The sequence below is a fragment of the Marivirga tractuosa genome (assembly GCF_042140215.1).
GTDB classification, from domain to species: Bacteria; Bacteroidota; Bacteroidia; order Cytophagales; family Cyclobacteriaceae; genus Marivirga; species Marivirga tractuosa_A.
This window is the reverse complement of the sequence record NZ_CP159478.1, coordinates 3,514,386-3,530,008: the sequence shown is the minus strand read 5'-3', so window position 1 is coordinate 3,530,008 and position 15,623 is coordinate 3,514,386. Positions and strand designations below refer to the sequence as shown.

Sequence of the window (15,623 nt, the reverse complement as noted above, 5' to 3'; positions counted from 1 at the left end):
TATGAAGATTTATTCAACCTTATTTTTACTATTATTTTTTGTTTTTGCGGCATTCTCTCAAAAGTCAGTGAACCTTACTATTAAAAGCAATAAGGAAATTCCTAAGGGCTACTATTTAAATGTTCAGAGCAAAAATTATGGTTTTAATCCTGATAAAAAAACCCATGAATTAGAATTAACTGTTAATAATCCTGAATTTGGTTTTTTGATTTCTCCAAAAGGAAAGTTATTTCCTTTTTGGTATGAGGAAGGAAAAGTAGATGTGCTTTTTGAACAAGGTCTATTCAAAAAAAAGATAATAGTTAATGGCTCGGAAAGTCATGTGGTTTTTGAGAATTTACAAGATGCATCTGATTTTGAAGAATTTATGGAGGTTTTTAATTCAAATAGAAATTCTATTGTCCCTATAAGATATATTGATAGATACTTTAATTTTATAGGTTTTTCTGATGAAGAATTTCTCGAAATTTATAAATTGATTTCAGATGATAATTTATCATTAATCCCTGAATTTCAAGCCTACATTAATTCGATTGGTAAGAATAAATTAGAAAAGAATAAAGCTTTTATAGATTTTGTAGGTTATGATAAAGATGGAAATGCTTTTAATACTGCTGATTTTAGAGGTCAATATTTATTAATTGATATAGCGGCAACTTGGTGCGGACGATGTTGGAAAGCACTACCGCATATTGTTGAGAGTTTGAAGGATTATCAAAATATCCAATTCATTACTTTAAATGAAGATAATAACATAGACAAATGGTATTCTATGGCCGCCAATAAACAATTAGAGATCAATTGGCCAGTATTGTGGGAAGTGGAATCTGGTAAGTCAGAACTCTTAAATCAATATGAAGTTATTTCCTACCCCAATTACATATTGGTAAATCCAGAGGGTATAGTGGTTGACAGATGGACATTTTCTGGTGAGAAGTATTTCAATTCTAAATTGAAGAAATATTTAAATTAAATTCTCACAATTAAAGCCTTTTTCTGTTTGCATGCGTATTAAATAGCAAAACATAACATTTATTATACTTCTCAATTTTTGCAGTAACATTTGTTACGCCTTAAGCATTTTTAACCCTCTACTTTTGTCAAAAAATTGATTTATATTATGACATTGATAGAGATAGTAGGATTTATAAGCGCAGCCATTATTGGTATTTCTTTGGGATTGATCGGAGGAGGAGGTTCTATACTGACCGTTCCCGTTCTAGTATATTTGTTAGGAGTTAATCCAGTAACGGCTACGGCTTATTCACTTTTTATAGTCGGCTTTAGTTCACTTTTAGGAGGAGTAAATTATGCTCGTAAAGGATTAGTTAATTACAAAACGGGTATTGTTTTTACCATTCCCGCTTTCATTTCGGTTTACCTCACACGACTATTATTGGTCCCCGCTTTGCCTGATACCTTTTTTACCATCAACGGATTTGAGTTTACCAAATCTATTGGAATCATGGTTTTATTCGCCCTTCTAATGATAGCAGCTTCTTACTCTATGATTAAAGATAGAAAAGAACTGAAAAAAGAATTAAAGGATGTAGATACCCCTCAAAAATTCAATTATCCATTAATAATTATTGAAGGAGTAATAGTAGGAGCCCTAACCGGTTTAGTCGGAGCTGGAGGTGGATTTTTAATTATTCCTGCCTTGGTTATTTTAGCCAAATTACCGATGAAAGAAGCGGTAGGTACTTCGCTTTTAATTATTGCCGCTAAATCATTGATTGGTTTTATTGGAGATATCCAATCTGGCGGGGATATCGATTGGGCATTTTTAGGAGTGTTCACGCTCATTGCCGCATCAGGTATTTATATAGGCTCATTTTTATCCACCAAAGTGGACGGTCAAAAATTGAAAAAGGGCTTTGGTTGGTTTGTGCTAATTATGGGCTCATTTATGATTTTTAAAGAGTTATTTATGTAATAATAGGGGAGTAGTTGATTGGGAAATGGGGGCTTGTAGCCCCTTTTTTAGTTTTATCTTATTACTTCTGAATTAGCTATTCTTTTAATCATACACTTAAAAACCTAATCATATAATCATTTAATCACCTATTCACTTATTAACACTCTCTGTAACTAATGTTACTATCCTATTTTTAATTTGTCCGTTCCATTTAATAGCAAAAAAACGAAACAATTATGAATATTAAACATTTTTATGATGACGCTTTAGCCCAAGGTTCTTTCGCCATTGAAAGTGAAGGAAAAGTGGCTTTAGTAGATCCATCAAGAGATATTAAACCTTATTTAGATTTTGCAAAGCAATATAACGCAGAAATTGTAGCGGTTTTTGAAACTCATCCTCATGCCGATTTCATTAGTAGTCATTTAGAACTTCAAGAGAAATTTGGAGCTGATATTTATGTGAATGAAAAAGTGGGAGTTGACTATGACTTCAAACATATTGGGCATGGTGATGAAGTGAAGATTGGTAATGCTACTTTTAGAGCTTTATTCACTCCTGGACATTCTCCTGATCATAATTCATATTTACTCTTAGATGAAAATGGTATTCAAAAAGCAGTCTTCACGGGAGATTCTTTATTTGTAGGGGATGTGGGGCGCCCTGATTTAAGGGAAGGAGCCGGAAATATTCAAGTAAGTAGAAAAGAATTGGCGGGCATGATGTATGACACAGTAAATGATGTTTTTGCCGATTTATCAGACGATACAATTGTTTACCCTGCACATGGTGCCGGTTCCCTCTGTGGGAAAAATATGAGCAGTGAATTAAGCAGTACCATTGCCAATGAGAAAGAAAATAACTGGGCTTTTCAAATAAAGGATAAAGATAAATTTGTGGATGCTTTCTTAGAAGGGCAATCCTTTATCCCGAAATATTTCCCCAATAGTGTGGAGGTAAATAGAAAAGGAGCTGCTTCCCTTGAAGAGGCAGTTAAAAATGCGGATAAGAAAGATGGAATTGAAATTCCAGAGGGTAAATTAATTATTGACACCCGAGCAAAGGAAGAATTTAAAAAAGGGCATTTGAAAGGGGCTATCAATATCCAAAATAAGGAAGCAGATAAATTTGAAACTTGGTTAGGATCAATAGTCGGACCAGATGAACCTTACTACTTGGTTGCAGAGAATCAAAAAGATTTGGAATTTGCCATTTACAGGGCAGCTAAAATTGGTTACGAAGCTAATTTAGTGGCGGGTGTAATAAACCCAAAAGGAGAGATAGTGTCCGATCCACTGGTGAATTTAGAAGATTTCAAAAAGAATCCTGATGCCTATACCATCATTGATATCAGAAATAAATCTGAAGTAGATGATGGAAAATTCTTTGATTCGGCTAAAAATATCCCTCTTCCAGAATTAAGGGAAAGAGCATCTGAAATTGATGTGCAAAAACCAGTCATAGTACATTGCGCGGGCGGATATCGATCAGCAGCTGGATTTAGTATTGTAAAGAGTATATTGCCAAACGCAAAAGTATATGACTTGAGTGATGCAGTGAATGAGTTTAAATAATCTTTTTAGATTATTATAATCTTTTCAATTGCTCTTATGGGAAGATGAATACCACCTTTCAGCATGAGGTGGTGTTCACCTACTCCCCATACAGTTGTTTCCACTTCCCCTTTTCCTCCCTCTTTCAATTGAAAAATTATTTTTACTTTAATCTTTTCTAAATTGCCTAAAGCTTGGGCTCTGACCAATTCTGACATTAAATTTTGTTTCCCTTCCTGATCTTTAATAACTTCATTTGGAGTAAAGTTGACATTCACTAAATCTTCCTTCTTTAAAATTTGCGTTTCCATCTTTTTAATATTTCCACTTTTAACGGAAGGATAATTATTTCTGGTTATAAATAATTATTTAAATTTTAAATGATAGCTATAGAGTATTTTGATGAATAAGTTTTTTAAACGGTCTTTTCTTTAATTTCACCGCTTCTGTAGGCTTCCAATAACTCTTTCAAATCATCAATTCTTTCTTGAATAGTTTCTCCATCATCAACATCCCTTATGCGTTGTTTGCTCTCTGATTGATTGAGGAAAACTTCACCATAGGCAATATCTTTCTCCTCTGCAATAGCTACTTTCTGACTTTCAAAAGCTTCGTGCGCAATTAATTGCCGACCATAGCAATTATGCATTAAAGTAAAACCTGCTATCCCTGTTTGGTCTTGATAGGCTTTAGAAAATCCACCGTCTATAACCACTAATCTACCAGAGCCTTTTATAGGGCTTTCGCCTTCTTTGACTGATACTGGTACATGGCCGTTCAAAATCACTGCATCTTGGCCTAAACCGAAATCTTTTAGAATCATTTTGCATGTTTCGGCATTATCACGATAAGTATAATAATAGTTTTTATGCTCTTCTTGTATGCTTTTATCATCTATAAAATAACGCTCAAATGTAGCCATTTTATGCTTTCCAAAGATTGGGGAGTCGGGACCTGCCCATAAATACCACAAAATATCTACTCCCTTCTTTTTTTCTTCTGATTCATTTCTTGCCGCAAAAGCCAATTGCACTTGCTTATCGAAATAATCCATCAATGCTTTTCCTTTATAAACTTTATGGTCAATTCTCACTTCTTTTAACAATCCATTTGAATTCAATGGAATACAACCATGATACAATAGGTTTTTATTGGTAACTTTGTACATACTGCCTTTTTCGAATAGGAATTTGGCATGCGCTTGCAGTCTTGTGCTTTTCTGAAAAGATTCCAATAATTGATCCATTAAAAACCTTTCTTCTGGATGTAATTCTGTTAAATAGCCATTTTCTAAGGTAGGAAAGTATTGATCTTTTAAAGGATAGGATTTGCCTTCTAATTGAACGTTACCTTTTTTCAAATCAATTTCAGACATAAAAAGCCTGTCATTCATTCCAAATTCAGGTCTTCGTTTCACCAGTTGATGCTCCAATTTAAATTGGATGATGGAAATGGCTTTATGCATCAGTCGGTTCAACCATTCTTCAGAACTACTGTGGATTTCATCTGGCGCTACTTTTGGGTTAAAAATAATGCTCTCATCATTCTTATAATATTCTAATGCAAAGGATGCCAAAGGTAATAGATTAATGCCATAGCCTCTTTCCAATGTATTGGTATTGGCATAGCGAAGGGAAAGCCGAAGTACATTGGCTATACAAGCTTCCGATCCACAGGCTGCACCCATCCACACTATATCATGATTGCCCCACTGAAAATCGACTGAGTAATGGTTCATCAGCTCATCCATTATAATTTCAGCACCAGGACCTCTGTCATATACATCCCCTATGATATGTACTTTATGGATGGCTAATTTTTGAATGAAAAAGGAAAGTTGGATAATCAGTTCATCGGCTTGTTCTATTTCAATTATGCTAGAAATTAAATGCTCATAATAATCATTTTCTTCGCCTAAATCTCTTTCAGCTACTAATTCGGTAATGATTTCATTAAATCCTTTGGGTAATAAACTTTGCAATTTTTTACTGGCATAAATAGAGGCAAAATCCCTAGTCAGTTTTATTAATCTAAAAATAGTATGAGTATAAAATGCTTTCAGATTATCAGAATTCATTTTAATTAATTCCAGCTTTTCTTTAGGATAATAAATGAGCGTGGCCAATTGAGCGATATCTTTTGAAGAAAGCTCATCCTTAAATAAATCCTTAATCTTTTGCTTGATGACTCCCGATCCATTTCGCATCAAATGTTGAAAGGCCTCATGTTCTCCATGTACATCACTGATAAAAATTTCCGCTCCTTTCGTTAAATTTAAAATGGAACTAAGGGAAACAATTTTTGTCGAAACGGATAATTGATTTGGATATTTTTCTGAAAGAAGCTTTAGATATTTTTTGTCTAACGGCATTATTTGAAGCTTAAATACTTTAATGAATATACGGCTTCTATTTTCACAAACCAATGCTTGAATTAAAACTGTTTTTCACTTTTGATTAATTTAAAATCATCATAACATCAAACGCACCAAATCTGGTATACTTATTTCAGAAAGTGAAAACAGATAAAATTTATTTTAACCACAAGAGAAACAAAAGAACACAAAAGTTTTCAGCTAAGCTGAAATATTGGAATACACTTTATTGATAATACTGAAGAACTTCTAGCCAAACCTTCAGACCTAATGAGTCTTTCTCAAAAATTTGCTGTAGTAAATTTTTCTTTTGGTTTCTCTTGTCACTTTTGTGGTTCAATATACATGTCCAAGGAAATCATATTAGGTCAGTTGGATTAAGAAGATTCTTTCATTGCTCCTTTTTATTTTTTAGGTGATGATCATTATTGAAATGAAGTAAATTTAATTAATGTGAAACCTAAAATTATGCAATTCAAAAATAAATCACATCAATTAAAACTTTTTTACAATAGCTATCATCCTAAATTCAAATAAGTCATAAATTGAATTAAATACGATGTATGGGGTGCAAAAAGAAGATTTAATATCACAAGCTCAGACTGGTGACACTTACGCCCAAGGGGAGTTGGTAAGGGAATGGTATCCTCGCATCTACAATTATGCTTACAAATATTTTGGAGAAGCAGATTTAGCTCAAGAAGCCGCACAGCAAACTTTTATTGCGATGCATCATAAAATCGGGCAGCTAAAAGAGTGTGATAAGTTTAAACCATGGATTTACACTATCGCCACCAATATTTGCCGACAGGAAAGTAGGAAGGGGAAAAGACATCGGTGGGTGAGTTTCGACCAACTTTTACCTAAGCAAGAAGAAGAAAGTAGCCCAGCTTGGGAAGTTTCAAAGCCAGGAGAAAGTAATCCGGAACAAACTTATTTGCAAGGTGAGTTGGGTGATATTTTGACCAAATGCCTTCAGCAACTCAGTAAAGATCAAAGAGAAGTTTTAATCATGAAGGAGTATGAAGGTTTAAAATTTAGGGAAATAGCAGAAGCATTAAACACTTCTGAAAATACAGTCAAATCAAGATTGTATTACGCATTTTCCCACATGAGAAAATTATTAGCAAAAGAAAACATTACTGAAAAAAGTATAAGATATGAAAACTGAAGATTGGAAAGCGAAAATGATGGATTATCTCTATGATGAGTTAAATCCTAAAGAAAGGAGAGCTTTTGAAGAGGAACTGACTCAAAATCCTGAGTTGAAAGAAGAATTGGATGCTTTTCAAAGTGGAAAAGAAATAATGGGAAATTGGAAAGATGAAAAAATAAGCGCTCCTCCGTTTTTTAATGTGCATAAAAATACTGAAAAGAATAATTCTCATAATGGACTTAAATGGTTTCTTTCAATTGCCGCCTCACTTTTAATTTTGATGGTAGCTGCCAAGTTTACAGGTCTTGAAATCAGTAATCAAAATGGAGCGTTTAGAATTGCTTTTGAAAATGAAATTCAGCCTGATAAGCAGGTGGATAAAGAGGAAATCCAGCAAATGGTCAATTTGGCTTTGAGCAATTATGAAGAGAAACTGGATGCTGAAAGAAAAGAAGATAAGCAAGAATTGGAGAGTTATTTGACCCAACAAAGTCAGCAAAACAAGAAGTTGATCAATAATTACCTAACTGGTTTACAGGAAAGTAATGTGGAAATGATGCAAACATACTGGAAGGAGAGCAATGAACAACAGCAAGTGTATACAGAAAAGCTTTTGACAAATTTTGCTGATTACATACAAGAACAGCGAAAAGAGGATATGGATTATCTGTTTGCTAAGATGGAATTAATGGAGTCAGATAAAGATTTATTCAAAATTGAAACAGGGCAAATGATTAATAGCCTGGCAAGTAATCAACAAGAAGAGCAGGCTTATTGAGAAAAAATAAAAAACTCTCAACCCTTGGTCTGACGGTTGGAACCGTCTGGCCGATAAATGGAGACACCATTTTTGTAGAATAGCGATTAGACGGTTCCAACCGTCAAACCGCAGAAACATTGAATAAGGACTTTTAAAATCAAAGCACAAGCGGACGCTTGCACTAGAAAAAGCTAGTACTAGAAATAAAGTTAATACTTAAAGAAAAATTTTAATTAAAACTTCTCTCCCCTTTTTCTCCTTCTCCTTTAGAGAAGGATTAAGGATGAGGCTTTAAATATTTAAATAATAGAACGATGAAAAAATATAGTTTAATAATAGCACTATGCCTTTTTGTAGGCACAACTTTGGCTCAAGAAATTGATAACCAAAAGATGGAAAAAGATTTGAAGGTGGCCCAAACGGTATTGAACAGTTTGGTGAATGATAGCAATTCCAGACACTGGAGTAATGACAGTAGAGATAAGCAAACCCAATATATTGAAGGTTATGGTGTGATTTTATCCTTACCAAAAAATCATATTTTTGGATTTGCTTTCGCTCCTGAGATGCCACCAATGCCTGATATTTCTGATGCCATTGCCAAAAGTTTTGAAGTAATTGAAGATATCCAAATTGATATTGATGATGAAGAGTTGGAGGCGGAGGCTAGAGCCGAAATGGAAAAAGAGAGGGCTGAAAGAAGAGAGGAACTGGCGCTTCGTCAAGCTGAACTAGAAAAAAGAGCGGCTGTAGCTATGGAAAGAGCTCAGTTCAAAATTAAGGAAATGGACAGTATGAGAGAGGGAAAAGTGATGGAAAATACTGAAAATGTTATTGACTTCTTATTGGATTATGGTCATCTCATCAGTCAACTGAAAGACTCAGATAAGATTTTGGTAATGGAAAAAGGTAGAGATGTGAATTTTTACAGTAATGCAGGTAGAGTAGAGCGATTGAAGATTAACAGATTATCTGTTGAGGCAGAGGTGAAAGATCTTAGGGCTTTTCAAGAAGGGGAAATTGATAGAGAAGAAGCTAAAAGTCGAATTGTGGTAAATGAAAAGAAAGAAGTAAAACCACTGGAAAAGGACATTACCCTATTTCAAACCATTTTAAAAAGGCTATATGCTCGTGATTTGTCTGACACTTATTATTTAAATGGCGGAATGCCTCATGAGCAAATTGATGGTTTGGGAGTGATTTTCTATATGGATATGGTATCTTCAGTAAGAGCCGGAAATGAAAGTTGGAATGTACCAACACAAGACAAAGAAAATTTATCGCAGGAAGAAAGAGATAAATTAATCAAAAGCATGTATCCGACATTTGAAGAAGAGTTAAAGAGCAATATTATAGAATATGGCAAGAATGTGAGTAGTTTGGCTAATACTGAACAATTGATTTTCAAAGTGGGTATTACAAGATGCGAAGGCTGTGAAATTCCTGAATCAATTGAATTGCAAGTAAAAGGGAAGACTTTTAATGAACTGAAGTCAGGAAAGTTGACTGAAAACCAAGCTGTAAAAGAAATAAAAGTAGTAAAAGGTGATTTACAATAATTAAAATATTATTTTCATAATTTAGTTTGGTATTAACCCTCCAATTCAGAATTGTCCTTGAATTGGAGGGTTTATTTTTAAAATTGATTAATTCTCTAGTTGAAAGTTAGAAAGGCTTACAAAAAATCAACTATATTCACATTTTTAAAAATCAAACTATCAATATGCACCAGTTTTTCATTGGCTCTAACCAAGCCTTAGTGAGAAAAAATCCTTTTAGATTTCCGTTTAAAGCTATTTCAAGAGGATTTATATTCCTTTTCTTGATTGTATGGAATAATTCCTTATTTGCGCAATCAGCTGAGATTTATGGCACCGTAAAATCCGTATCCGGTGAAAATATGCCTTACACCAATGTAGTGGTTTTAGGAAAAGCACTAGGGACTTCCACTAATTACGATGGAGAGTATTCACTGAAATTAAACCCAGGCAATCATAAAATCAGTTTTCAGTTTATTGGGTATAAAAGTGAGGTTCGGGAAATATCTATAAAAGCAAATGAGCGATTGGAGATTAATCCTACCTTAAGTGTGGAAAAAGTATTTTTAAATGCCGTAGAAGTCAGTGCTAAGGCAGAAAACCCTGCTTATGAAATCATTCGGAATGCACAGGATAAACGTAAAACTTATTTAAATGAACATGAAAATATAAGCTATAAAATCTACACAAAGCTTTTTGGTAAATCAGAAAGTAATAGCGGGAATCCTGTAAACTTTTTTGGTACAATGTTAACTCCCAGAAAGGGGGTTTTCTATTTATCCGAATCAGTAAATGAAGTATATCAATACGACATTCAAAATCAAACGGAAACATTATTGGCATCTCTTGTTTTAGGAGACACATCAGCTGTAACAAAAAATAATTCCCTTTTTATTAATCTATACACAAACAGGCCATTTGCGGTTGGAAGTCAAATGGCAATGAACCGTATTGTTTCCCCTATTGCAGGTGATGCATTCGGGTTTTATGATTATGATTATATCGGTACGTTCGAAGAAGCTGGAGAAACGGTTCATAAAATAAAATTAATTCCTAAAATGAAAGGGAGCACTACTTTTACCGGTGAAATTTACATTATTGATGGAAGCTGGAGGATTTTAAAATCTCATTTATATTTAAAAAGTCTTTTGGGAGATGCCGAAATCAATATTCAATATATCAATGATGATGCAATTAATACCTACTTTCCCTTTTCTTCCAGTTTCATCTTAAATAAGGGGAGTGAAAAAACTGATATCTATTATCATAACATCTTCTACGATTATAAAGTTGATACTAAAACACCAGAAGAAAATAAGTTAGTAAATAAGGTGGTCTCAAGTGAAGGAGTAAAAAAAGATGAAGAATGGTGGAGCAATACACGCCCCATTGAACTCACTACGGATGAAAGTTTAGCCTACCAAAAAATTAAAGTATTGAAAGATGATATTTTCAAATTCGAAAAAGAAGAAAATGATTCATTACTGAATGAGTTAAAGAGGGATGAAAAACTGAGTCCTTGGCAATTTTATAATAAAACCATGAGTACTCAGAAAATTGAATTAAATGATAATTTGAATCTAGATTTAAGTGTTTTCACTTTTAATACAATAGAAGGAGGAGTTCTCAAGCCACATTTACATTATAAGAATGAATTTAAAAATAATCACAGATATGCAGTGAATAGTGAACTTCGATATGGTTTTGCAAGTAACACTTTCTACTATAAAGGTGGTTTTGCTTACGAACTGAATCCCAAAAACATTAGTGAAATTAAAATTGAGGGCGGTAGCACAGTTGATCAAATATCAGGCAATACATCTATTGCTAACATCTGGAATTTAACTTATTCGTTAGAAAATAAATTAAATTATCTGAAGCTATATCAAAAAGATTTTATTGCGATCAAATGGAAAAGAGAAATTTTGAATGGATTGGATATATCGCTTGGAGGTTCCTACAATAGCAGGTCTCCTTTGCAAAATAACTCAGATTATAGTTGGTACAGCGAGGAAGAAGTTCGTACATACATGCCAAATCAAGCTTTTATTCAAGATGAATACAGAGACTTTACATCCAATGAGTTATGGGAATCAAGCTTATTGTTAACCTATCACCACAATAGAAAATTTGATTTAATTAATGGAAGAAAAATTCCTTTGGGTTCCAAGTTTCCTGTTTTCAAAATAGGTTTGGATGTAGGGAGAATGGATAGCGAATACACCAGAATTTGGGGAAATATATCAGATTCTTGGGACGTGGGTGCTATAGGTTTTAGTAAATTGAGCCTTACTTATGGTCAATATTTAAACAGCAATAACTTAACGCCAATTGATTATTTCCACTTCATGGGCAATGAAACTTTTATTATTCAAAATCAAAAGCAATTTGGATTAGCTTACCAGCTGCTTGAATATTATCAATACAGCACCTCAAATTATTTTACGGGAGCAAATTTTGAACATGATTTTGACGGGGCTATACTGGGCAGAATACCACTCTTGAAGAAAATTGGATTGAAATCATATGTTATGGCCAACTACTTACAAACTGCCGAAAGCCCAAGGTATTATGAATTGGGATTTGGGCTCACATCATCATTCTTACCAATTCGTTTGAATTACTTTGCTGGCTATGAAAACGAAAATTTTGTACGGCAAGGGATTATTTTGCACACAGCATTCTAATATACCTTTAAAAGTACTTTGAGGGTGTCCGAAAAGTCGAGACACCCTTTTTTGTTTGTTGATTTTCTCTAAAAATATTATTTTAGAGTCGTACAAAATACAACGATGGCTAAGATAGTTTTTAAAAATCAAACAGGCAATTGCCCAGAATTATTTCCAGTAAACATTTTTGATAAAATCCCTGAAAATCATCCTGTCCGTTTAATTGACTCGGTGGTCAATTCATTGGATATCAGCGACATTCTTAAGAAATACAAAGGAGGTGGGACATCGGCCTATCATCCCAGGATGATGATCAAGGTTTTATTTTACAGTTATCTCTCCAATGTGTATTCCTGTAGAAAAATAGCCAAGGCACTCCATGAGAATATTCATTTTATGTTTATATCGGGAAATTCAACTCCTGATTTCAGGACGATCAATGATTTTCGTGGTAAAATTTTAAAAGACTCGATCAAGACCTTATTTGCAGAGGTAGTGAAAATGCTGGTGGAAATGGGGTATGTCAGCCTTGATGTCCAGTACATTGACGGAACAAAAATAGAGGCTAAATCGAATAAATACACCTTTGTTTGGCGGGGCTCGGTTGAAAAGTACAAAGACAAGCTGGAAACAAAAATCAATAGCGTTCTATCGGATATTGAAAGGAGTATTTTATCAGACAATCAAGAAGTCAATAAGGAGGAATTGCCCCAAAAAATTGATTCGAAGGAGTTAAAGGAAAGACTTTCGCTACTCAACAAAAAACTAAAGGAGCCATCAAAGAAAGTTGCCAAAGAACTGCAAAAGCTTCAAGAGGAGCATCTTCCAAAGTTAGAGAAGTATGAAAAGGACTTGGAAATATTGGACAAGCGAAAATCCTACAGCAAAACCGATAAGGGTGCCACATTCATGAGAATGAAAGACGACCACATGAAAAACGGCCAATTAAAGCCTGCTTATAACTCCCAAATATCAACAGAAAATCAGTTTATCACCCATGTTTCCATCCATCAAACACCTGGTGACACCACTACTTTAAAATCACATTTGACCGGTTTTGAAGAACTCTACCATAAACAGAGTAAAGAAATAGTGGCCGATGCAGGATACGGCAGCGAAGAAAATTATGAAATGCTTGAAGAAAAAGGTGTTGAAGCCTATGTGAAGTATAATTACTTCCATAAAGAGCAAAAGAAAAAGATGAAGAACAACCCGTTTCTTCCACAAAACCTCTTCTATAATGCCGAGCAAGATTTTCACGTATGCCCCATGGGGCAAAGAATGGAAAAAATTGGAGAGGGGAAACGCACTTCAACTAACGGTTATGAGTCTAAAGTCGCTTACTACCAAGCAAAAAGATGCGAGCAATGTCCATTGAGAACATCTTGCCATAAGGCTATAGGTAACAGAAGAATAGAGGTAAACCACAGATTAAACCTTCTAAAACGGCAGGCCAGAGAAAACTTAACAAGCAAAAAAGGACTTGAGCACAGAAGTAAAAGACCAATAGAGCCAGAGGCTGTGTTTGGTCAATTAAAAAGCAACAATAAATTTAACCGTTTTACATTTTCAGGATTAGAAAAAGTAGAATTAGAGTTTTTGTTGATGGCAATAGGTCACAACTTCAGGAAAATGATAGCCAATAATGTGATTTTAACATCAAAATCAGATGCCGAATTACCAAGAGTTGGTAAAAATGCCCCTTATCATAAAATGTCCACAGAAATTAAGTCGAAAATCCATGGACAGCAAAAAATAAGTGAAAATGGATGTGGGTATCTGAAAATAGCGGCATAAAAAAAACTGTCCTTTTTGGACAGCCTCATCCAAATTACAAAGAAAAATTATGTCTGAGAACCCGGCTTTACTTTACATCACAGACCTTTACTATCCAGCCAAAGGCAGAAATTACTATGAAGAAGATTTATATATCACTTCTCAGCTAAAAGATCATTTCAATATTTTGATTGGCAATCCACAACAAGCTTTGGCTTTTTTGGATAAAGCTGATTTTATGGTTTTCAGAAATACTGGGCCAGTTGCTTATTACCAAGACTATTTCAATGAATTTGTAAAAGCCGTAAAGCAAAAAGGAATCCCCACTTTCAATTCCTTTGATGGCAAAGCAGATATGAAGGGGAAACAATATTTACTGGATTTATTTGAACAAGGTTTCCCTGTAATCCCTACTATTAATAGTCTTGATAAACTTCATTTACTCCCTAATTCCGATCAATACATCATCAAACTCAAAAATGGGGCTGATTCCATCGGAATGGAAAAAGTCAGTAAAGAAGAAATAAATAACACAAAACTTGAGGAAAAGTTGATTCAGCCATTTATAGATTTCGAATATGAAGTTTCTTTCTATTTCATTAATGATGAATTTAAATATGCACTTTATGCACCCAACAAAAACAAAAGATGGGAGTTGAAAACTTATAAAGCCACTGAAGAAGACTTGAAATTTGCCCAAAGATTTATTCAATGGAATAATATGAAAAGAGGAATCCAAAGAGTGGATGCCTGCAAACTACGAGACGGGAGTTTATTATTGGTAGAATTGGAAGACTTGAATCCATTTCTGTCATTAGACGCCTTAGAAGAAAATTCCAAAGATAAATTTATAGAGAATTTCGTTTGTGCTTTAAAAGACATCTAAACAGAATTAATCTAGACCTGTCAGGTTTCTATTTGCAATTATTGAATAAACAATCCTAAATTGTTCAACTGAATTAATTAAAACCTGACAGGTCACAATGCAGAAATATCAAAAATATAGATATGAAAACTAACCCATTTCAAGTGCCCCTAAATCCCACCTCCCAATTCATTTTCTCCACCTCAGGAAGTGCCAACTCCATTGAAAAACATAATACTGCTTTACAAAAGCTCAATCGGAATTTGGTGTATTTTACTTTCCCGCATGACATTACAGCTAAAGTCTATGCTGAGCTATTACGTTCACCTATTTCAAGAGGCGGTGCTGTCACAGGTAAAGACGGACTAAAATCCAAGATTATTCCGTATCTGGATGAAGTGGAAGAAATCGCTAAAAAAACTTTGGCAGTGAATACTGTGGTGAATGAACAAGGAAAACTCTTTGGCTACAATACCGATGCGATTGGCTTAAAAACTGCTTTAGAAAAGGCTTTAAAATCAACTGCTCATTCCATTAAAACAGCAGCGATATATGGAAATGGCGGAGTTTCCGGTGTAGCTTATCATGTGTTGAAAGAATTGGGATTGAAAGTCATGCTGACGGGAAGAAATCCTGAAAAAGTGAAAGCTAAAAAAGAGGACTTAGGAATTGAAGCTGATGAAATATCAGCTCCTTATGATCTAATAGTAGATGCGACTCCTATTTCATCTCAGCCTAATTTCTTAGAGGCAAAAGGCTTTTCCGAATTGCTAAGCAATTGTAAAATGCTTTTCTGTCATAATATGCCCGAAAAGGATAACAAACCTAATTTCTTAAAAAGCTATTGCGAAGAAAACAATATTGAATTCATTCCAGGCAGTGCCATGTATAAAGCCCAATTGGTTCGACAGTATCAGCTTTTTATTGGTGATATATCTGCGGAAGCAATAATAGAGAACTGGAATCTTAAGGACTAACATTTTCATTCTATTTAACATCTAAAATAGAAACCCA

Annotated in this window: 11 protein-coding genes and 1 pseudogene; 10 read left to right on the top strand and 2 right to left on the bottom strand. The window is 34.2% G+C overall.

Going from position 1 to position 15,623, the window contains the following annotated elements; all coding sequences use genetic code 11:
- Nucleotide 1: 1 nt before the first annotated feature.
- From ABWH96_RS15805 to ABWH96_RS15795, 3 genes are all read left to right on the top strand, one after another.
- The gene (locus tag ABWH96_RS15805) at nucleotides 2–973 is read left to right on the top strand and encodes a TlpA family protein disulfide reductase (protein ID WP_375578478.1); all 972 of its coding nucleotides are present in this window, start codon (nucleotides 2–4) and stop codon (nucleotides 971–973) included.
- Between the two features lie 147 nt (nucleotides 974–1,120).
- The gene (locus tag ABWH96_RS15800) at nucleotides 1,121–1,936 is read left to right on the top strand and encodes a sulfite exporter TauE/SafE family protein (protein ID WP_375578477.1); all 816 of its coding nucleotides are present in this window, start codon (nucleotides 1,121–1,123) and stop codon (nucleotides 1,934–1,936) included.
- A gap of 218 nt (nucleotides 1,937–2,154) precedes the next feature.
- Complete coding sequence (locus tag ABWH96_RS15795; protein WP_375578476.1) at nucleotides 2,155–3,492, top strand: rhodanese-like domain-containing protein; 1,338 nt, start codon at nucleotides 2,155–2,157, stop codon at nucleotides 3,490–3,492.
- A gap of 5 nt (nucleotides 3,493–3,497) precedes the next feature.
- Here the strand turns inward: ABWH96_RS15795 and ABWH96_RS15790 are convergent, their stop codons facing one another.
- A complete protein-coding gene (locus ABWH96_RS15790) occupies nucleotides 3,498–3,782 on the bottom strand; it encodes a hypothetical protein (protein ID WP_375578475.1) in 285 nt (94 codons plus the stop codon).
- A 104-nt stretch (nucleotides 3,783–3,886) separates the two neighbouring features.
- Nucleotides 3,887–5,842 (bottom strand): fructose-1,6-bisphosphatase, encoded by a 1,956-nt coding sequence (locus ABWH96_RS15785; RefSeq protein ID WP_375578474.1) that lies wholly within the window; start codon nucleotides 5,840–5,842, stop codon nucleotides 3,887–3,889.
- A gap of 571 nt (nucleotides 5,843–6,413) precedes the next feature.
- On the opposite strand from ABWH96_RS15785, the gene ABWH96_RS15780 reads away from it, so the two are divergent.
- The 7 genes and pseudogenes from ABWH96_RS15780 to ABWH96_RS15750 all read left to right on the top strand — a co-directional run bounded on the left by ABWH96_RS15780 (nucleotide 6,414) and on the right by ABWH96_RS15750 (nucleotide 15,586).
- Nucleotides 6,414–7,016: an RNA polymerase sigma factor gene (locus ABWH96_RS15780; RefSeq protein WP_375578473.1), complete on the top strand. Its 603-nt coding sequence runs from the start codon at nucleotides 6,414–6,416 to the stop codon at nucleotides 7,014–7,016.
- Nucleotides 7,006–7,779, top strand: coding sequence for an anti-sigma factor family protein (locus tag ABWH96_RS15775; RefSeq protein ID WP_375578472.1), 774 nt, complete (start codon nucleotides 7,006–7,008; stop codon nucleotides 7,777–7,779). Before ABWH96_RS15780 ends, ABWH96_RS15775 begins: the two co-directional genes overlap by 11 nt.
- Before the next feature lie 296 nt (nucleotides 7,780–8,075).
- A complete protein-coding gene (locus ABWH96_RS15770) occupies nucleotides 8,076–9,320 on the top strand; it encodes a hypothetical protein (RefSeq protein WP_375578471.1) in 1,245 nt (414 codons plus the stop codon).
- Nucleotides 9,321–9,484: 164 nt separating this feature from the next.
- Entirely contained in the window at nucleotides 9,485–11,986 is a 2,502-nt protein-coding gene (locus tag ABWH96_RS15765; RefSeq protein ID WP_375578470.1) for a DUF5686 and carboxypeptidase regulatory-like domain-containing protein, read from the top strand.
- Between the two features lie 105 nt (nucleotides 11,987–12,091).
- Nucleotides 12,092–13,603, top strand: a pseudogene (locus tag ABWH96_RS15760) (IS1182 family transposase); the annotation flags it as partial.
- A 211-nt stretch (nucleotides 13,604–13,814) separates the two neighbouring features.
- On the top strand, nucleotides 13,815–14,630 hold the full coding sequence (locus ABWH96_RS15755) for a hypothetical protein (protein WP_375578469.1): 816 nt from the start codon (nucleotides 13,815–13,817) through the stop codon (nucleotides 14,628–14,630).
- Nucleotides 14,631–14,752: 122 nt separating this feature from the next.
- Nucleotides 14,753–15,586, top strand: coding sequence for a shikimate dehydrogenase family protein (locus tag ABWH96_RS15750; RefSeq protein ID WP_375578468.1), 834 nt, complete (start codon nucleotides 14,753–14,755; stop codon nucleotides 15,584–15,586).
- The last annotated feature ends 37 nt before the right edge of the window (nucleotides 15,587–15,623 follow it).

Bases quoted from the DNA above. Each gene is read 5' to 3' on its own strand.
- ABWH96_RS15805 (WP_375578478.1), top strand. From the start codon at position 2: ATGAAGATTTATTCAACCTTATTTTTACTATTATTTTTTGTTTTTGCG.
- ABWH96_RS15800 (WP_375578477.1), top strand. From the start codon at position 1,121: ATGACATTGATAGAGATAGTAGGATTTATAAGCGCAGCCATTATTGGT.
- ABWH96_RS15795 (WP_375578476.1), top strand. From the start codon at position 2,155: ATGAATATTAAACATTTTTATGATGACGCTTTAGCCCAAGGTTCTTTC.
- ABWH96_RS15790 (WP_375578475.1), bottom strand. From the start codon at position 3,782: ATGGAAACGCAAATTTTAAAGAAGGAAGATTTAGTGAATGTCAACTTT.
- ABWH96_RS15785 (WP_375578474.1), bottom strand. From the start codon at position 5,842: ATGCCGTTAGACAAAAAATATCTAAAGCTTCTTTCAGAAAAATATCCA.
- ABWH96_RS15775 (WP_375578472.1), top strand. From the start codon at position 7,006: ATGAAAACTGAAGATTGGAAAGCGAAAATGATGGATTATCTCTATGAT.
- ABWH96_RS15770 (WP_375578471.1), top strand. From the start codon at position 8,076: ATGAAAAAATATAGTTTAATAATAGCACTATGCCTTTTTGTAGGCACA.
- ABWH96_RS15765 (WP_375578470.1), top strand. From the start codon at position 9,485: ATGCACCAGTTTTTCATTGGCTCTAACCAAGCCTTAGTGAGAAAAAAT.
- ABWH96_RS15755 (WP_375578469.1), top strand. From the start codon at position 13,815: ATGTCTGAGAACCCGGCTTTACTTTACATCACAGACCTTTACTATCCA.
- ABWH96_RS15750 (WP_375578468.1), top strand. From the start codon at position 14,753: ATGAAAACTAACCCATTTCAAGTGCCCCTAAATCCCACCTCCCAATTC.